Raw genomic sequence first — 19,010 nt, 5'->3', positions numbered from 1 at the left:
CCACGCTTGGGAATTCAGCGGCGAGCAGTGCCACGACCACTCAACCAATGCATTCGTCCATTCAGCAACGCCCGTGTCTCTATTTTCGCGGCGCAGCCAAACCGTTTCCTTTCGGTTGCTGTTTTAATCGCCAGTCTTTAGCGACCTGATCGATGCCATAAAAGCGTTGCCAGAACCGATCGACCAGGCGAGTCGGCATGAGCTTAGTCATAACAAACACCAAAAAACGGCCACCGGTCGCTGCCATATAACGCGGCTTGGGATGGCGATCGCTAATCGCTTTTAACACCACTTTAGCGACCTGTTCGGATGTCCAGGCACTGCGGCTCACTTGTTGGTCTAACCCTTCTAGTTTTTCAAACGCTGCTCGATACGGTGTTTCCATTGGGTTGTGAATCGCCAGTTTGACCTGTTGTTGCGCCACGTCAACAAAATCGTTTTGCACCGCACCTGGCTCAACCACACTGACGCGAATATTGAAGGGTTCTAACTCCATGCGCCAGGCATCGCTTATCCCTTCCAGGGCAAACTTCGACGCGCTGTATAAGCCGCCAAAGGGAAAGGCCAGTCGCCCCCCCAGAGAACTGACATTGATGATGCGACCGCCGCCGCGATCGCGCATAACCGGAATTAGCGCCCGTGTCAGAGTAATGGGGCCAATCAAATTCACCTCAAACTGTCGCCTGATTGCCTCCACCGGAATGAGTTCGGCTGGCCCCATCTGCCCATAACCCGCATTGTTGACCAGTATATCTACCCAGCCAAATCGATTTAAGCCCGCCGCGACCAAGGCATCGATCTGCTCAACCTTCGTAATATCGGTGGGAACCACCAAAACATCTGCCCCTGCTTTTCGACAGTGTGTAGCAACAGATTCTAGTTTGTCGGCATCACGGGCAGCCAGAATGAGCCGAATCCCTGAATGCTGTTCAGCCAACAGTTGCGCCAGTGCCGCGCCAATTCCAGAGGAAGCCCCTGTAATTAAAACAACTCGATCGGATAAAAAATTAGACATGGTTTCGGTTACAAACCAAGAAACAGCAAACTTTAGACACTTGGTTAAGATGCCTGATAGACCTGTGCTGAGAACCTAAAGCAACCCTATTAAGCGTTTTGTTCCGTGCAGCAGTCAGGATATGACAGCAGGATATGACAGCCAAAATTTATAGGGCACAACGGTAGGCTCTGCCCACTATACCGATAAGATTGACTCTGGATCGTCTCTCTCCAGAGTGGATGGAATCTTACATTTATTTACATGGGTTTGCGTCTAGCCCTCAATCTAACAAGGCGCGATATTTGCGCGATCGCTTTCAGGCTCTTCGGCTCAACCTCAACAGTCCCGACTTAAATCAAAGCGACTTTTTTCACCTCACCCTAACGCGCCAAATTCAGCAGGTGCAAACCGAGTGTTTAGCCACTCAAGCCCCAGTTACCGTGATTGGCTCCAGTTTTGGCGGGTTGACCGCCGCATGGCTAGGTGAAAAGCAGGATCACGTTCATCGCCTGGTTTTATTGGCTCCGGCGTTCCAGTTTCTAGCGCACTGGTTACCCAAATTAGGAGCAGAGCAACTCCAGCAGTGGCAAGACCAGCAGCATTTGTCGGTTTACCACTACAGCAGTCAGCAAATGCAGCCCCTGAGCTACAGGTTTGTAACCGATGCAGAGCAATACAGCGAAAACCAGCTTCAACGCCCTGTGCCAACGCTCATTTTGCACGGCGTACATGATGATGTCATTCCAATTCAAGCGAGCCGAGATTATGCGGTTCAACGTCCCTGGGTTCAGTTGGTTGAACTGGATAGCGACCATGCTCTCGATACGGCAAAGGACGAAATCTGGCAGGCAATCAAACAGTTTTGTCGTTTGAAGGAGAGATAGCAAAAGGGGAACGGCGTTGCTCCCATTGCCTTAACCCTGGCTGGACTCAGCCCCGCTCCACGGCACCTCTGGGAAATAGGGATTTTTCGTTTGATTTCGCTGTCCACTATCGCTGACAACGTATCCTAGAAGCAGTCATTCTCAGCTTTATACCGTTTTAGCAACGGCAATGGTATTGCTTATGCTGCCTTTTCTCCGTTCAGATTTGGCTCAACTTACCGCTTACACGCCTCATCCCGGCGGTATGTCTGGTAGTCCAGATCCTTCAGCATCGGGTCTGGCTCCTGCAACGATCGATCGGCTCGACACCAACGAAAATCCGTACGACTTGCCCGATGACCTCAAGCAAAAGCTGCTGTGGATGGCACAGCAGACGATCGAGTCTAACCGCTATCCAGATGGTGCCCACGGAACACTCAGAGCGGCGATCGCGCACTATGTCACCCAGTCGGCAGCACTGACCGCTAACTGGGTAACGTCTAACCACATCTCGGTCAGCAACGGCTCAGACGAATTAATTCGCTCTATTTTAATTGCCACTTGCTTAAAGGGGGAAGGAGCGGTTCTGGTCGCTCAACCAACCTTTTCAATGTATGGAATTTTGGCAGAGACGTTAGGAATTCCAGTCGTTACCGTAGGGCGATCGGACGTTACCTTTGAACTTGACGTGGCCGCCGCCCAATCAGCTATTGAGCAAACACAGCATCCTCCAATTCGGGTGGTCTTTATGGTTCACCCAAACTCGCCCACCGGAAATGCACTGACCCAGGCTGAACTGAACTGGTTACGCAGTTTGCCAGAACAGGTGCTGGTCGTCGTGGACGAAGCCTACTTTGAATTTAGTCAAACCACAGTCGTTGGTGAATTACCATCGCGATCGAACTGGATGGTGTTACGTACATTCTCTAAAGCGTTTCGCTTAGCCGGACATCGCGTTGGGTATGCGATCGCCCATCCTGAGTTAATTGCCACGCTAGAAAAAGTTCGATTGCCCTACAACTTGCCCAGCCTGTCGCAAGCCGCAGCACAGTTGGCAATTACCCATCAGCAAACGTTGCTGAGCATCATCCCCGAAATTTTGGGGGAACGCGATCGGCTCACTCAAATTCTTTCGGCGCATCCGGCTCTACAGGTCTGGCCGAGCGATGCCAACTTTATTTTTGTGCGCTTACGCGAACCGGGTGGAACCGCGTCCAGTACCCAAGGAAAACCCGATCTAAACCAGCTCTTTGAGCAATTGAAAGCGCAGGGCACCTTAGTCCGCCAGATTAATCATGGTCTGCGTATTACGGTTGGCAGTCCGGCAGAGAATCAGCGCACTATCGACCGCATTCAGGCGCTGCTCAAGTCCTGACTTTGAGTTTTCCAGGAGGGCGACGCGCCAGACGAATCGTTTGGGGCAACACCCCAACCATCATGGCAAACGCTTCATCGGGCAGTCGAGCCACCGTTTCAGCATCAAAATACGTTTCAAATTGATTCAAAATCATTTGCGCTCGCTGAAGCGACAATGACTTGTCTGTAAATTGTTGAGTCAGCCGAATCCACTGCCGCCGAATCAAATACGCCCGCTGGCGATCGTCGTGCGACTCAGGGTAGAGCAGCGACAAGTCCCCAACCGGAATCACCAGCCGACAGTCGCGATCGAACATACCGCCCACTGCCGAGCCAGGGCCAGCAAACTCAGCATGGTAGCCTTTGTAGAGAACCAACCCATTGCGCCGTCGGCTGCTGACCGTCAACAGTTGCCCGTCTCGCAGCGCGGCCAGAATCGTCTCGGGTTGAGAACAATCAATCAATGACAGAGAAACATCTGAACGCTTAATATTAACTCCGTTATCATGCGGTGGGTCTGCTTGTGGGTCAGCAGACCGTTCAGATTCGGCAGAAGGGTCGGGCGGGGCAGGCTGGTAGCGCTGCTGATTTTCGCTATCCATCTCCGATGTGTTCCTGGGGCTTGCCGATAGGGCCACGGATACGTCCACTGGGTAAATCGTCGGGTGAGTAGATGAGCGACAAAATTCTGAGGTACTTTACTATGCATCTGCTGTGCATCGCTTCAGCAACAGGCTGCTGTCAATGAAACGTTGGGTTTAGCACTCAGCCATTTGACGCTTATCAGTTTGACATGTATGTAGTTAACACTCACATTCTATGGCATCAAAGCCTAGCTCCAGCGTCCGCAAAATCAAGAGTTGCTGAAGTAATGGTAAAGAACTTGAGCCAACCCAGCAGATTGGCCAGCAGACTGGAATAATTCTACCCAACGGTACTGGAATGCCAACCCAGACCCTAAGTGGACAATTTAGCAACCTGTAAGTTAAAGTGGTAGTGAGTTTGTTTTAGCAAACTTGAGACAAACTCACCTCAAATGAAGCTGCTTACGGTTATCGCCTCAGCCTTCTGCCGTTATTCTTGCATTCTGCAACTGGTTAGTCTGCAACTGGTTAGATAGTGTGTCTCACTCAGGCTAATTGCCTCAACACTATTATAAATAAGCAAGCTTTTATAACCGAGACTGGCAACCAAACGCTGACTGTAGGTGGTAAGGTGATTCCACCCTTTTGCATCAAGGCATCAACCCCGATTTGGTTTGGCAGTCACAACTAGAATAGAGGGTGGTTGAGGTTAATCACTAGTTTGGATAGCTTGAGAGTAATTAAGATATGCACACTGAAGCAGCTGTTAAAAAACCAATTCGTTCCCTGGATGATGCCTTAGATCGTTGCCAAACGCTAGGGATGCGCCTGAGCAAGCAGCGTCGCTTTATTTTGGAGCTGTTGTGGCAAGCGCAAGAGCATCTCTCGGCGCGTGAGATTTACGATCGCCTCAACCAACAAGGTAAAGCGATCGGTCATACATCGGTGTATCAAAACTTAGAAGCACTATCAGGACAAGGCATCATCGAATGCATTGAGCGCTCAGATGGCCGTCTGTACGGTAACATCAGCGATCCCCACAGCCACATTAACTGCGTCGATACGAATCGCATCATTGATGTCCATGTTGAATTGCCTGCCGACCTGTTAGCTCAAATTGAGCAACAAACAGGAGTTAAAATCACGAACTATTGCATTGACTTCTACGGCTACCAGGAAGCAGATGCCGCTTTGGGCGCTGCGCTTCAGTAAGCTATCAGCAACTTGACGGGCTGATAACCCAACACGGTTTGATGAGTCATCAAACTGTCCTCACCCTTAAACGACCCTTCACCCGAGTACGTTCCAGTGAGACTTCCTTCAAATCGGCTAATAAGAGTGCTTAAGCAATTAGGCACTCTTGTTGTTATGGTGATCGTTGTGTTTTTGATTGTGCAACGCTCGACCCCCGCTCCGGCTACGGGACGAGTAGATTCCAGAGTATCGCGGTTGGAGTCCGAAACAACCCTGATTCGATCGAGGCTCAGTCGGCTAGAAACTCAGCTTTCCCGAGTAGGTCGTGCTTCTGGAGTGGAAATCCCCGACCTGAACATCAGCGACAACGTTGCCCCCTCTCCGCCCCCGGCTCCCATGCTTGAACGGTTGGGTACCTTGCTGATCGAGCAGCGAGAACGGATTGACCGCTTAGAAGCTCGCATTGTTGAGTTGGAGCGATCGCGTCCAGCCTCGTAATGCCGCCTCTTTTAAGTCCCTATCGTTTCTATCCCCACTCCTTTGCTGTCCCCAAATGGCATAAAGTTCTGCAAACACTCCGTAAAACTTGAGCAGATTTAAGTTTTCACAGGTAAGCTGAATTATTCAGGATCACAGCTACAATCTACGTGACTGAAACAGGGGATAGCTGGGTTGGTAATTATCTCGCTGAGAGAGCTATCCTTGCTCGTTAAAGGTGTAGATAGAGGGGATATGGTGAGGAAGAGATTTGACCGATTTGGGGGAGCGACTCGTGAGTCCACCTGGTATCCAGACGAGTCTTTGGGGAAACATTCTCCTTCCCCACCCCGCCCAATAGCATCACCATCTATCTCCAATTCAGGGCCACCAGATCCGTCTGTGCCATCGGCAGTTCACCCTGTGGCACCCGTTGCCCGACCCAGACCCCAATCTAGACGGCGATCGCGTCGTCCCAAAAAACCGTGGAATCTGCGGGTCTTTTGGCTGAGTACATTTGCTGTTTTCGGTGGCACGGGGCTGGCGGCGTTTTTATGGATGACCCATTTACCGCCCCCACCAGACTGCCAAAACATCTCACCCCTGTCTTCTGATATGGATCGGCTTTACTGCGCCCGAGAAGCCGCGCAGTCGGGACGGTTGAATGACCTGGTTGCCAGTATCAAGCTGGTGGAGCAGTGGCCTACCGAAAATCCGCTTTATGGTGAAGCGCAGGGATTATTAGCCGATTGGTCTGCTGTGCTATTGACCACGGCGCGGCAGCAGATCGAGCGAGGAGACTTTGACGGCGCGATCGCGACGACTCAGTACATTCCCACCAAAAGCCCGAATTACGCGGATGTAGAAGCGGCGGTGTCTACCTGGAAACAACAGTGGCAAGACGGTGAAGCGGTGTATGCCAAAGCGGAAGCGGCATTGAAGGTGCATAACTGGGATGAAGCCGCCAGGCAGCTCTCAACGCTTGGACAACTACAGAACCGTTATTGGCGGCAGCAACGAGTCGATGAACTGGCTCAGCAAATTATCTTAGAACGGCAAGCCTGGAAGATGTTGACAGACGCGCGGAACCTTGCCAAAGGAAATCCGCTAGAACGCCTGGGGAGTGCGATCGCACTGGCCGAAAAGGTGAATCAGCAAACGTTTACCTGGGCAGAGGCTAAAACCAACATCGAACAGTGGAGTACCCTGTTGCTCAACGGTGGTTCAGAGAAACGTAATGCTGGAGACTTTGACGCGGCGATCGCCCTGGCCAGTCAGATTCCGGATATCTCTACGCTCGCCTCGGAAGCAAAAGACCTGATTGAATTTAGCAGCGCTCAAAAGCTGGCACGTCAAAGCACGTCGGCATGGCATCCCTCGTTGGTGCATGTGCTGAATCTGTTGGAAGCAACTAAAGCAGCACGCCAGGTGGAACCCAACGGTTCCCTTTATGCAGAAGCGCAGGCAAACGTTCAAGACTGGGAACAACAGTTAACGGATTTGATCCAACTGCAATATGCCAATATTTTTGCTGGCATTGGGCATCACAGCACGCTTCAGATGGCTGTCCATCAGGCTACCCAAATCGAAGCAGGGCGATCGCGCCGGACTCAGGCTCAAACGTTGATTGCTCACTGGACGCAAGAGATTCAACGCATTGAAGACCGCCCGATTATTGCGCGGGCGCGCCAACTGGCAGAACCTGGTACCATTCCAGCGTTCAAAACGGCGATCGCAGAAGCCAGCAAGGTGCAGATGGGACGTGCCCTTCGCAACGATGCCCAAACCTGGGTTGCTAACTGGACAAACCAAATTGAAATTATAGAAGATACCCCAACCCTGGAGGAAGCGCGATCGCTAGCGTCGCAAGGTAGCCTGAGCCGAGCCATTGATGTTGCCGGACGGATTGGTGCCGAGCGGGCACTGTATGGCGAAGCCCGTTCTGCGATCCGGCGCTGGCGGTACGAGATTTTGGTGGCTCAAGACAGTCGTACGCTGGATCAGGCGCGATCGCTCGCCGCAGAACTGAGCTTAACTCGCGCCATTGATGTCGCCTCTCAAATTGGTGCGGGACGACCGCTTTATTCGGAAGCGCAAGGAGCGATCGCCGACTGGCAAGCCCAACGCGCTCAGATTTGGGCCGATCAAGAAGCTGCCCAACAAAGCAGCAGTGACTATTACGACGATGGCTATTCCAGCGATGGCTACTCAGACGACAGTGGCTATGAAGACAGTGGTGATTACAATGATGGCTATTATGACGAGTCATATTAATGGTTAACTGCGAACCAACCGCCACTTTTAGGTTCAATCGGTGTCTGGTATAGCCGCACCCATCTAGTTTTCTGATATGGTGAGTCGAGTAGCAGCAGCGCCGATATCCAATGTCTAGTCCGTGCGCCACCCGGAAGCGCTTATGAGCGATCGCACAGCGTCTCCTGAGGAGAGGCTCCCTTCTAACCTGATCATTGTTGACCACGATCCTGTTTTTCGGTTGGGTTTGCGGATCTGGTTGAACCGATTTCCAGATTTAAATGTGGTTGCCGAAGCAGAAAACGGCGAAACGGCGTTACAGGTTCTAGCAACCTGCACTGAGCCATCAAACCCCGTGGCGATCGATCTGGTGATTCTAGATCTGACGCTAGGGCAATTTGATCCGGCTCAAATGCAGGGATTTGCGGTGTGTCAGCAGATCCGAGCAACGTATCCCGATGTGTCGATTTTGCTGCTCAGTTCTGCTACCGAGCCGTTGCTGTTAGCCGCCGCTCAGCAGGCAGGGGCAACGGGTTATTGCCCTAAAAGTGCCGATGTTGAAGACCTGACCACCATCATTCGTCGAGTTGCGGCAGGCGAAAGGTGCTGGATTCAACCGTTCCCCGGCGGCAGTCGCTCTATCACAGGCGAACCGCCCCGACCAAACCGCTCCACAGGCAACGAACCGGGCGATCGCCAGCCGTTGACTCGTCCTCCTAATTCCTTTGCCATTTTGCGGCGTAATTTGCGACGCTCGGGCTTGCAACGCATTGATGCGGCGATCGCAGATGTAGTGGCTCAGTTGCAAAACCTGAATCTATCTGACCTCGATCGCGCGGTGGTAGCTGGACGCTATCGGGAATTACGGGCGGCGCGCTGGCTGGTCAATCAATTGCTAGCAACCCCTACCGTACCGGAATCGGAACCGGAAGCAACTACAGCCCCTACAGCCCCTACAGATATCTCATTGCCGCCATCAGCCGCAGTTGCTCGTCCAAACCGTTCCATTCAGCCCATTGCAACCGCATCCGAGCCGATCGCGCTACAAAACACCATTGTGACGGCACAAAGTCTGCAAGCGGTTCTGTTTGATGCGGTCTTGGCGAAGCTGCAAACGGGGTTAGACAATCAAACGAACGCACCCTTAGAGATAGATATACTGCGCGAAGAGCGAAAACGTGAACTGTTTTACTTGATTTTACGCAAGCTGGAAGGACTGTTGAACGAGTTGCGCTACTCCCAGATAGAGCCAACCCAGATCATCGAGAAGCGATCGTCCATGTTGCGCGATGTTTGGCAAGCAGCGGCTACTGATTTCTTTGGCAAATACTATGCAGTGCCCATCGATAATCAATCGGTGGAAGTGGTTAGTGCGCTGCTGCAAGAGGAGTCGTTGGTGCAAACCGAAATCCTCGATCGCATTCCGCTGGTGGTTGAGTTTTTCAATCATCTACTCTTTCAAACTCCGTTAGAGGTAGACGGCACTGCCTATGTTGCGGGTAATCCTGAATCGTTAGCCAGAGCTGAGCTAATTTTGGATCACCTGGTCATCCAAGTAGCCAACGCAATTGTTCAACCTCTGCTCAACCGATTTGCCAACGTTGAGATCGTTAAGCAAACCTTTTACGATCGCCGCCTGCGGTCTATCCGTGAACTGGAGCGCTTCAGAAATAATTTGTCCTGGCACTATCGGGTAGAACAGCTATTTCGCGACCCCCAAAATATTTTTGAAAGCCAATACAGGTTGTTTACCTTTACGGGACGGGGCATCAAGCAACGGCTGGTTTACGCTCCCCGTACTCGTGAACTAGAACAACTTTCTGGCGTTCGTCTGGCAGTAACGATTCTCCTGGAAGCCCGAGACGCGATCGCACCCCGCTTGCGCTCTACTATCTCTCTGGTGGGCAACGGCGTGATTTATGTGCTGACCGAAGTGATTGGCCGGGGGATTGGTTTAATTGGTCGCGGTATCATCAAAGGCATTGGTAACACCTGGCAAGACAGCCGCTATAGCCGCAAGTAGAACGTTAAACGCTGTTGCGCTTGCCCTGTCGCCCTAAACAACCACCTGAACAACCAATGGTGTTTGTGCAAGCGATGTTACAAAATGGACAGCAGCACCCTCTGACGTTTTAAAGATTTCTTCTGATGATCTTGCCTTTACGATGGATTGATTCTGGGTTAGTGTCTCTCTGGAGCCGCTGTCTTGCTGTGGGGCAGCCGCTACTACGCAAACGATTGGGGCGATCGCTCCTCTGCGCGATCTTAATTCCCTGCCTCGTAGTTTTGCTGGGTACCCCGTCTGCCCTGGCCGGGTTAAACGACGATCACTTTGACGGCAACATTTTTCCGCTCTATGCCGGGAATGGCTCGATTGTTCCACCCCGTCTGACGCTGAAGCAGTCTCTTAAGCAAGACAGACCCACGTTGCTAGTGCTTTATATCGACGACAGCAGCGACTGTAAAGCCTACGCCTCTGTTATCTCTCAGCTTGATGCTTTCTACGGTCGCGCCGCTCATATCATCGCGATCGATGTGGATTCGATTGCCACAAAAGATAGTTATGCCCCTGATGAACCAGGACACTACTACAAAGGGTTGGTGCCACAAACGGTTCTGTTCAATCAGTCGGGAGACGTGGTTTTAAACGAAACGGGTTCCTTGCCGTTTGAGCGGATTGATGATGTGTTTCGTGAGGTCTTTGACTTGCTGCCCCGATCTGAATCCACAGAATTGCGACGGCGGCGGCAAATCAACGAAATCAGCTCGGAGATTGTGCCTGAGAACCAGTAAGGCTCGGCAATTCGGCGAATAACGCAGGTCAAAAGCAGCGATCGCCCCCATCTCACACTGCCAGCACACTGACGGTAACCCCTCCCTATTTGGCTGGGCACAACCCAGGTGCTAGCTTTTAGACTAGAGAGTGACGTTCGGAGAGTCTGGAATGACAGAGCAAACACAAGCGCGTGACTTATTTCAAGCGGCCTACGAAAACCGCTACACCTGGGACAACCGCTTCCCAGGTTACACAGCGGATGTTGAGATAAAGCGTGGTGATCAAACCTGCACAGGCAAAGTTCGAGTCAATGCTGATCTCAGTTATGAAGTGCTAGAAATTTCAGATGAAAGCCAGAAGGAGTCATTGCAAAGCCAGTTGTGGGAAACCGTAACCCACCGCAAGCGCAGCAGCTTTGCAGAAAGCCACGGCAAGCATTCGTTCGACCTGGGTGAAACGGATGACACGGGGGCTGTCGAAATCCTGGTGGGTGGAGATGCAATGGGGTCGAACTACAAAGTTCGCGATCGGGAAATTTGCCAGGTCAGCCGCGTGTTTCCCGGTCAAGTGGCTTTCACGATCAACCACAAAGACAGTCTCGACACGGGTGAGGGCTATATCTCAACCCATTACGATGTGATTTACCGCAAGCCCGATTCGGGTGAACTGGTGCGAGAAAATGAGGTTAAACTCACCTATGAAAAGATGGGTGGCTACTATCTAATGACGCATCAGGTGGTTCATTCCAACGAGCAAGGGCAACGCTCTGTCGCGGAAACTAGCGTCTCAAATATTCAACTGCTGCAACCTGCTGCTGTGTAAGCAACCATCTCCTAACGAAGGACGGTCTGCCTGTTGGGGTAGGGCGATCGCCCCAAAGCAGCCAGATTCCCTAAACATAACGATTGTAAACGCGTCCTCTACAATGGAATGATGCGACTCTCTGTGAGGTGAACTATGACGACCGGAACAATGGAACTGACCCCCGACAATGTAGAAACGGTGCTAGATGAACTGCGCCCCTACTTAATGTCTGACGGTGGCAACGTAGAACTGGTTGAGATCGATGGCCCCATTGTTAAGTTACGGCTTCAGGGAGCTTGCGGTTCCTGCCCCAGTTCAACCATGACCCTAAAGATGGGAATTGAGCGCAGGCTTCGGGAGTTTATTCCCGAAATCTCTGAAGTTGAGCAAGTTCTGTGAGAAAGTCTAGACATTTCACCATTTGCTCGACTTAATGATCTATTATTCTCGGACAGGGAAAGCTAAATTTAGTTTTCCCTGTTTGTTTTTTTGGGTTGCTTCTTACGCCTATGCCATATCCTCTCTACGTCGCCTTTATCTGGCATCAGCACCAACCCCTCTACAAAAGCCGGACGGCAGGAGAATATCGCCTGCCCTGGGTGAGGCTGCACGGCACGAAAGATTATTTAGACCTGGTTCTATTGCTAGAACGCTATCCTAAGCTGCATCAAACGGTTAATCTGGTGCCTTCACTCATTCTGCAAATCGAAGACTATGCAGCAGGAAAGGCGATCGATCCCTACCTGGCGATGGCGTTAACCCCAACCGAGTCACTCGATCGAGATCAGCAACGGTTCATCATCGAACACTTTTTTGATGCCAATCACCGGACGCTGATTGATCCGCATCCTCGCTACGCCGAGCTGTACTACCAGCGGCAAGATAAAGGACGCGACTGGTGTTTACAAAACTGGAACGTGCAGGATTACGGTGATCTGCTGGCATGGCACAATTTAGCCTGGATTGATCCCCTGTTTTGGGATGATCCGGAGATTGCCCAGTGGCTAGAGCAAGGCCGAGGGTTTAGCCTGAGCGATCGCCAGCGTATCTTTACCAAACAACGAGACATTCTGGGGCGCATCATACCCCAGCATCGCCAGATGCAGGAGCGGGGGCAGATCGAAGTAATAACCACACCATACACGCATCCGATTCTGCCGCTGCTGGCTGACACCAATGCCGGACAGGTTGCAGTACCCGACATGAAACTGCCGCACCATCGGTTTCAATGGGCAGAAGACATTCCGCGCCATTTGCAGAAAGCGAAACAGATGTATCAAGAGCGGTTTGGCTGTGCGCCTAGAGGGCTTTGGCCTTCAGAGCAGTCGGTTAGCCCAACTATCTTGCCCTATGTCGCTGAACAAGGCTTTCAGTGGCTCTGTTCGGATGAGGCAGTATTAGGCTGGACATTAAAGCACTTTTTCCATCGCAACGCGTCTGGAACGGTCATGGAACCGGAGCTGATGTATCGTCCGTATCGCCTGGAAACGGCCAATGGCCCTCTTTCAATGGTGTTCCGCGATCACCGTTTGTCTGACCTGATTGGGTTCACATACAGTTCGATGGAACCCCAACGAGCGGCGGCTGACCTGGTGGGGCACCTGGAGGCGATCGCCCGTCAGCTCAAATCGCATCAGGAGTCTGATACCACTACCCTTGAGCATCCCTGGCTGGTGACGATCGCCCTGGATGGTGAAAATTGTTGGGAATATTACAACCAGGACGGCAAGCCCTTTTTAGAAGCGCTATATCAAACGCTCAGCGCTGATTCTGAGATTCAGCTAGTTACGGTTGCTGAATTTTTGAGCAAGTTTCCAGCGACGGAACCTTTACCCACGAACAAGCTGCACAGCGGCTCGTGGGTGGACGGTAGTTTTACCACCTGGATTGGCGATCCAGCGAAGAATCGCGCCTGGGACATGCTGACTCACGCTCGGCAAGCGTTAGCCAACCATCCAGAGGCAACAGAAGACGCGAACCCTGCGGCATGGGATGCTCTGTATGCGGCTGAAGGGTCAGACTGGTTTTGGTGGTTTGGGGAAGGGCATTCCTCCAACCAGGATGCCATGTTTGATCAGCTCTTCCGCGAACATGTAGCCGCCATTTACCAGTCGCTAAATGAGCCGATTCCGCCTGAGGTTCATCGTCCGATTGAAGCCCACGTCGCTCCGGGAGATCACCGTCCTCAAAGCTTTATTCATCCCACGATCAACGGTCGAGGCGATGAACAAGACTGGGATAAAGCAGGGCGGATTGAAGTGGGCGGCGCACGGGGAACCATGCACCGCAGCAGTACCGTTCAGCGACTGTGGTACGGCGTTGATCACCTCAACTTCTATCTGCGCTTAGATTTCCAGGCAGGCAGTAAACCGGGGGTTGACTTGCCACCAGAGTTGCACTTGCTGTGGTTTTACGCCGATCGCCCCATGGCGAACAGTCCCGCCCCCCTGGTCGATCTGCCAGATGAAGCTCCTCTCAACTACCTGTTTCACCACCACTTGGGGATCAACCTCATAACCCAATCGGTCTGGTTTCAGGAAGCGGGAGAACATCACCAATGGCATTCTCGGATGAGTCGTGCCTGCATTGGGTTGGACTCTTGCCTGGAAGTGGCGATTCCCTGGGCAGACTTGCAGTCGATTGAACCCGACTGGGCAATGCGATTGGTCGTCATGCTGGCCGATGAAGGACGGTACTCTAGCTATATACCCGAAAATGCTCTAATTCCGGTCGATGTTCCCTAATCGTCTGGGGCAATGGTTTTCTCTAGGGCAGCACAGACGGGGGTGGGGAACGGGACGGTCGCGCTTCATCCCCTAGCTGCTAGATGCCGTATCAGAGTATCCTGATGTATTGGCAGGTGAGTTTAGCCAAACGTTTGGGGACTATCCGTGATCGACTTAAAACAGCTTAGAGAGAATCCAGAGCATGTTCAGGCACGCCTGAATCTACGGGGAAACTTTGACCTGAAGCCGATTTTAGACCTCGATCAGCAGCAGCGAGAGCTGGAAATGAAGCGATCGCTGCTTCAGGCGCGCAGCAATGAAATCGGCAAACTCGTAGGTCAAAAGATCCAATCTGGAACCAATCCGCAAAGTTCAGAGATTCAAGCCCTACGCGACGAAGGGAATCAGGTTAAGGCACAGCTTGGTGAACTGGAGCCGCAAGAGAAAGAGATCAAGGCGCAGTTAGAAGCAATCTTGCTGACGGTTCCCAATTTGCCAAGCGAATCAACTCCGGTTGGCAAAAGTGAAGAGGACAACGTTGAGATTCGTCGCTGGGGAGATGAGTATCTGCCAGGTAATCCCAACATTGTCCCCCATTGGGAAGTGGGTGAAAAGCTGGGAATTCTCAACTTTGAACGGTCGGCTAAAATTGCTCAAAGTCGGTTTGTGACAATCATTGGTGCCGGAGCTGCATTGGAACGAGCGTTGATCCAGTTCATGCTCGATCGCCATATTGCAGAGGGCTACACCGAAGTTATTCCTCCGTTTCTAATTAATTCTCAATCGCTGACGGCATCGGGGCAACTGCCTAAATTTGCGGATGAAAGCTTTAAGTGCGATCGCGACGACCTCTGGCTGACTCCTACAGCAGAAGTGCCGATCACCAGCCTGTATCGAGATGAAATTCTCCCAACCGAGGCGCTGCCAATCTACCACTGTGCCTACACTCCTTGCTTTCGCCGCGAAGCAGGCAGCTATGGACGAGATACACGGGGCTTAATTCGCTTGCACCAGTTCAACAAAGTGGAGATGTTCAAATTTGTTCATCCCGATACCTCGGAAGCCGAGCATCAAACCCTAACCCAGGATGCTGAAGGGGTGTTGCAAGCGCTAAAGCTGCCCTATCGGGTGTTGCAACTGTGTACGGGGGATTTAGGATTCTCGGCTACCAAAACCTACGATTTAGAGGTGTGGCTGCCGTCCTCTGGCAAGTATCGTGAAATCTCAAGCTGCTCGAACTGTATGGATTTCCAGGCTCGCCGGGGCAATCTGCGGTTCAAGGAAGCGGGCAAGAAAGGAACGCAATTTGTTCACACCCTGAACGGTTCAGGGCTTGCCGTAGGGCGCACAATGGCCGCCATCCTGGAGAATTACCAACAGCCAGACGGTACTATCCAAATTCCAGACGTGCTACAGCCGTACATGGGGCGATCGGTGCTCTAGTATCTCCAACTCCACGCTGGGCTGAGGAGTCCGGCTCAGCAACATCGGTTACTGCTCAACCACAAAAACGTTGGCCGATAGTGTAGCCAGTGGTGTAGCCAGTTTGGCAAACTCGCCACCCGTGCCTAAACCCACTCCGCTGCCGTTCTGGTTATAAAACAAGCGTCCAGACTTGCTGTAAACAATCAGCGCTGTGCTTCCAGGTGCCTCTGCGTCGGTATCAACCACGGCAAATTCACTGGCTTGAAGCGGACTCACAGCCTGATTGGGATCCCGAGTTAAAGCTGAGAAGACCGATTTGCTCAGCGAAATCTTGTCTTGCAGTGCCTCAAAATTTCTGATTTCGTCAACGCCAAGGTCTGCGAACTCCGTGCTGGCATCATAGGCAAAAATATCTTTCTTCAGAACATTGCCGACGAGGACATCGTTGCCAGCGCCACCAATTAAGATATCGCTACCGCCATTACCAATCAGCATGTCATTACCTGCCCCTCCCTCCAAGCGGTTGTTACCGCTGCTGCCGGTGATGGTATTAGCCAGGTTGTTACCGATGCCCTCAATATCGCCGCTAATTAGTTCTAAGTTCTCAACATTTCGCAAGTCAAATGTGTTGAGGCTAAAGCTAATGCTGGCTTTTACGGTGTCTGTGCCAGTGCCCAATTCAACGACGCGATCGCCTGCGCTATCAATGATGTAAATGTCGTCGCCGTTTCCACCTTCTAGGCGATCGTTACCCGTCCCTCCATCCAAAAGATCATTGCCATCACCGCCGTACAAATTATCGTCACCTTCGCTACCGCTTAGAAAATCGTTACCGCTGCCTCCGAACAAGTCATCATTGCCGCTGCCACCCTCAATAGAGTCGTCGCCAGCTTCACCGTACAGTTCGTCGTTGCCAGCATCACCACTGAGCGCGTTATTGCTGTTATTCCCATAGATGATGTTATCCAGGCTATTCCCTTCCCCATCAATACTGCCAGCAGATTCTTCCAGTAGTAACCTCTCGACCTGGGCAGGTAGTTTGAAAGTAACGAAGGAGCGAATCAGATCGCTATTGCCTTCACCTGGCAATTCAATGACCTTATCATCAATATGATCAACAATATAAGTATCGTTGCCCTCCCCGCCCCTCATCTCATCCGCTTCACCACCACCGTCCAAAATGTTATCTCTACTGTTGCCGATGATCAGATTTTTGAGGCTATTTCCGGTTCCGCGCAACGCCAGCAAGGTCAGGGTCAAATTTTCAACATGTTGTCCTAACGTATAGGAAACCGCACTGGAGATTACGGTGTCTACCCCTTGATTAGAACCTTCATTTACAACATCATTGACGGTGTCTACGTAATAAGTGTCATTGCCCAATCCACCCGTCATTACATCGTCACCTGTTCCTCCTTTGAGGACATCGTTTCCGTCCCCACCGTTGAGGATGTCATCTCCATCTCCACCGTCCAGCTCATCATCTCCAGTGTTGCCGTTTAACTGGTCGTTTCCGCCCAAACCACTGAGGAAATTGTTTTCACTATTTCCTTCAATGAGGTTGGCAATACTATTACCAATACCGCTAATCGCCTGACCAATGAGCGTTAGGTTCTCAATATTGGCACCTAGTGTAAAGCTATTGGCACTAGATTTAACCAGATCTATCCCTGAAGAACCCGTTTCATCAACGACATCACTGTTGCTATCAACAAAGTAGATATCATCGCCATTGCCACCGCGCATGACATCATTGCCGGTGCCCCCATCCAGGATGTCATTCCCGGCTCCGCCATCCAGGATGTCATTCCCGGCTCCGCCGTTGAGGGTGTCGTTACCAATTTCCCCTGCAATGGTGTCATCACCCGCTTCACCGTTCAAAAGGTTATTCTCATCATTGCCAAGGATAACGTTATTTAAGCTGTTTCCAGTACCACCGATGGCCGAGCCAATCAGGGTGAGGTTTTCTAGATTGGCACCCAGGGTGTAACTCGCCAGACTGGATTTAACCAAATCAATGCCGCCACTGGCAGGATTACTGTTCGTTTCAATCACCTGATCCTGAGCGCTATCAACAACATATGTGTCGTTGCCATCGCCCCCAGTCATGGTATCGTTGCCAGTTCCCCCATCTAGAATATCGTCACCAGCATTACCGTTGAGGATGTCATCGCCAGCCAAACCGTTCAGGCTGTTGTTTCCTTCGTTGCCTGTAATGATATTTGCGCTGCTGTTTCCCGACCCACTAATATTGCCTGCACCAGACAAAAGAGTCAGGTTCTCAACCCCAACACCGAGCGTGAATGTAGGAGCAGTAGAATTAACTAAATCGATTCCTGTAGAGCCTGCTTCATCAACAACGTCATTGCTGCTATCGACAAAATAAACGTCATCTCCATCTCCTCCTTTGAGGACATCATCTCCGGTGCCGCCGTCCAAAATGTCATTACCGCTGCCCCCTTCCAGGATATCGTTGTCTGCTCCACCGTTCAGGGTATCGTTTCCGCCATTCCCCTTGATGATGTCTGCTCCAGCCAGACCATTAAGGATATTATTTTCTCCATTTCCGGTGATGACATTGTCTAGCTCGTTACCTGTGCCGTTCAGGGCAGTGGCAATCAGGGTTAAGTTCTCTACGTTTTGACCAAGGGTATAGCTCCCAAGGCTAGATTTGACGAGATCGATCCCCGTAGAATTCTGTTCATTGACGCGATCGCCCTGGCTATCAACAATGTAGGTGTCATTACCATCGCCACCTGCCATTTCATCATCGCCGGCCCCACCGTCCAGGGTGTCATCACCCGCGCCGCCAATAAGAATATCATTGCCAACACCACCATTGAGAATATCATCCCCGCTGCCGCCATCCAGCGTATCGTTACCAGCCGCACCGCTCAACGTATTGTTTTCACTGTTACCGAGGATAACATTATCGAGTTCATTACCCGACCCATCTAATGCTGCATCGATCAGGGTAAGGTTCTCTACGTTAGATCCCAGTGTGTAGTTGACCAGTTTAGATTGAACGAGATCAACACCACCGATGGAGCGATCGCTGTTGGTTTCAATGACCTGATCGGTACTGCTATCAACAACATACGTATCGTCACCGTCACCGCCAATCATGATGTCGTTGCCAGTCCCCCCATCAAGGAGGTCATTTCCGGCTCCACCCTCTAAGTTGTCGTCATTCTCATTGCCAAACAGGCTATCGTTGCCAGCATTGCCAACTAGAGTGTCGTTGCCAGCACCACCGTTCAAGGTATTGTTGCGATCGTTTCCTCGAATCGTATTGTTACCATTGTTACCTGTACCAACCGTTGCATTTCCGACTAGCGTTAAATTTTCAACATTGGCATAAGGAGTAAGGCTAAAATCAATGCTAGCTTCAACAGTATCGTTGTCTCCTCCAGTCGCGCTAGTTTCATTGATCACATCTCCAGCACTATTGACGACATAAGTATCATTGCCGTCTCCACCCGTTAGCGTATCATCGCCACTGCCACCATCTAACCGATCGTCCCCATCCCCACCCATTAGAACATCATTTCCGAC

Annotated in this window: 14 protein-coding genes; 11 read left to right on the top strand and 3 right to left on the bottom strand. The window is 51.5% G+C overall.

The genetic code is table 11. The annotated features are described in order from the left end of the window. Window positions 1–79: 79 nt before the first annotated feature. On the bottom strand, window positions 80–1,015 hold the full coding sequence (locus tag IQ268_RS24745; protein WP_193884828.1) for an SDR family oxidoreductase: 936 nt from the start codon (window positions 1,013–1,015) through the stop codon (window positions 80–82). 221 nt (window positions 1,016–1,236) lie between these two features. On the opposite strand from IQ268_RS24745, the gene IQ268_RS24740 reads away from it, so the two are divergent. Together IQ268_RS24740 and IQ268_RS24735 are read left to right on the top strand one after the other, a co-directional pair. After that, window positions 1,237–1,881: a YqiA/YcfP family alpha/beta fold hydrolase gene (locus IQ268_RS24740; protein WP_193884826.1), complete on the top strand. Its 645-nt coding sequence runs from the start codon at window positions 1,237–1,239 to the stop codon at window positions 1,879–1,881. A gap of 181 nt (window positions 1,882–2,062) precedes the next feature. Then, the gene (locus IQ268_RS24735) at window positions 2,063–3,235 is read left to right on the top strand and encodes a histidinol-phosphate transaminase (protein WP_193884823.1); all 1,173 of its coding nucleotides are present in this window, start codon (window positions 2,063–2,065) and stop codon (window positions 3,233–3,235) included. On the opposite strand, the gene IQ268_RS24730 is transcribed toward IQ268_RS24735, so the two are convergent. Next, window positions 3,225–3,818: a hypothetical protein gene (locus IQ268_RS24730; protein WP_193884821.1), complete on the bottom strand. Its 594-nt coding sequence runs from the start codon at window positions 3,816–3,818 to the stop codon at window positions 3,225–3,227. The genes IQ268_RS24735 and IQ268_RS24730 overlap by 11 nt on opposite strands. Before the next feature lie 729 nt (window positions 3,819–4,547). Here IQ268_RS24730 and IQ268_RS24725 point away from each other — a divergent pair. The 9 genes from IQ268_RS24725 (at window position 4,548) to serS (ending at window position 15,473) form a co-directional block, all read left to right on the top strand. Further along, a complete protein-coding gene (locus IQ268_RS24725) occupies window positions 4,548–5,012 on the top strand; it encodes a Fur family transcriptional regulator (RefSeq protein ID WP_193884819.1) in 465 nt (154 codons plus the stop codon). Window positions 5,013–5,168: 156 nt separating this feature from the next. Beyond that, entirely contained in the window at window positions 5,169–5,492 is a 324-nt protein-coding gene (locus IQ268_RS24720) for a hypothetical protein (protein ID WP_193884816.1), read from the top strand. 234 nt (window positions 5,493–5,726) lie between these two features. Beyond that, entirely contained in the window at window positions 5,727–7,745 is a 2,019-nt protein-coding gene (locus IQ268_RS24715) for a hypothetical protein (RefSeq protein WP_193884814.1), read from the top strand. A gap of 142 nt (window positions 7,746–7,887) precedes the next feature. After that, on the top strand, window positions 7,888–9,747 hold the full coding sequence (locus IQ268_RS24710; protein ID WP_193884812.1) for a DUF3685 domain-containing protein: 1,860 nt from the start codon (window positions 7,888–7,890) through the stop codon (window positions 9,745–9,747). Between the two features lie 125 nt (window positions 9,748–9,872). Then, complete coding sequence (locus tag IQ268_RS24705; protein ID WP_193884809.1) at window positions 9,873–10,517, top strand: thylakoid membrane photosystem I accumulation factor; 645 nt, start codon at window positions 9,873–9,875, stop codon at window positions 10,515–10,517. A 151-nt stretch (window positions 10,518–10,668) separates the two neighbouring features. Next, a complete protein-coding gene (locus tag IQ268_RS24700; RefSeq protein WP_193884807.1) occupies window positions 10,669–11,322 on the top strand; it encodes a DUF3386 domain-containing protein in 654 nt (217 codons plus the stop codon). A 150-nt stretch (window positions 11,323–11,472) separates the two neighbouring features. Then, on the top strand, window positions 11,473–11,703 hold the full coding sequence (locus IQ268_RS24695; protein WP_193884859.1) for a NifU family protein: 231 nt from the start codon (window positions 11,473–11,475) through the stop codon (window positions 11,701–11,703). 110 nt (window positions 11,704–11,813) lie between these two features. Beyond that, window positions 11,814–14,048: a glycoside hydrolase gene (locus IQ268_RS24690; RefSeq protein ID WP_193884805.1), complete on the top strand. Its 2,235-nt coding sequence runs from the start codon at window positions 11,814–11,816 to the stop codon at window positions 14,046–14,048. A gap of 147 nt (window positions 14,049–14,195) precedes the next feature. Further along, the gene (gene serS, locus IQ268_RS24685; RefSeq protein ID WP_193884803.1) at window positions 14,196–15,473 is read left to right on the top strand and encodes a serine--tRNA ligase; all 1,278 of its coding nucleotides are present in this window, start codon (window positions 14,196–14,198) and stop codon (window positions 15,471–15,473) included. 48 nt (window positions 15,474–15,521) lie between these two features. On the opposite strand, the gene IQ268_RS24680 is transcribed toward serS, so the two are convergent. Beyond that, window positions 15,522–19,010, bottom strand: a 3,489-nt coding sequence (locus IQ268_RS24680; protein ID WP_305082387.1) for a calcium-binding protein, incomplete at its 5' end; no start/stop codon positions are given.

Origin of the sequence: Oculatella sp. LEGE 06141 (assembly GCF_015207605.1) — a bacterium.
Taxonomy (GTDB): domain Bacteria; phylum Cyanobacteriota; class Cyanobacteriia; order Elainellales; family Elainellaceae; genus Oculatella.
This window is presented reverse-complemented; position numbering and strand designations above follow the sequence as displayed.

Coding starts and splice junctions, on each gene's coding strand:
- IQ268_RS24725 (WP_193884819.1), top strand. CDS start 4,548: ATGCACACTGAAGCAGCTGTTAAAAAACCAATTCGTTCCCTGGATGAT.
- IQ268_RS24730 (WP_193884821.1), bottom strand. CDS start 3,818: ATGGATAGCGAAAATCAGCAGCGCTACCAGCCTGCCCCGCCCGACCCT.
- IQ268_RS24690 (WP_193884805.1), top strand. CDS start 11,814: ATGCCATATCCTCTCTACGTCGCCTTTATCTGGCATCAGCACCAACCC.
- IQ268_RS24715 (WP_193884814.1), top strand. CDS start 5,727: ATGGTGAGGAAGAGATTTGACCGATTTGGGGGAGCGACTCGTGAGTCC.
- IQ268_RS24735 (WP_193884823.1), top strand. CDS start 2,063: ATGCTGCCTTTTCTCCGTTCAGATTTGGCTCAACTTACCGCTTACACG.
- IQ268_RS24700 (WP_193884807.1), top strand. CDS start 10,669: ATGACAGAGCAAACACAAGCGCGTGACTTATTTCAAGCGGCCTACGAA.
- IQ268_RS24710 (WP_193884812.1), top strand. CDS start 7,888: ATGAGCGATCGCACAGCGTCTCCTGAGGAGAGGCTCCCTTCTAACCTG.
- IQ268_RS24740 (WP_193884826.1), top strand. CDS start 1,237: ATGGAATCTTACATTTATTTACATGGGTTTGCGTCTAGCCCTCAATCT.
- IQ268_RS24705 (WP_193884809.1), top strand. CDS start 9,873: ATGATCTTGCCTTTACGATGGATTGATTCTGGGTTAGTGTCTCTCTGG.
- IQ268_RS24695 (WP_193884859.1), top strand. CDS start 11,473: ATGGAACTGACCCCCGACAATGTAGAAACGGTGCTAGATGAACTGCGC.
- IQ268_RS24720 (WP_193884816.1), top strand. CDS start 5,169: ATGGTGATCGTTGTGTTTTTGATTGTGCAACGCTCGACCCCCGCTCCG.
- IQ268_RS24745 (WP_193884828.1), bottom strand. CDS start 1,015: ATGTCTAATTTTTTATCCGATCGAGTTGTTTTAATTACAGGGGCTTCC.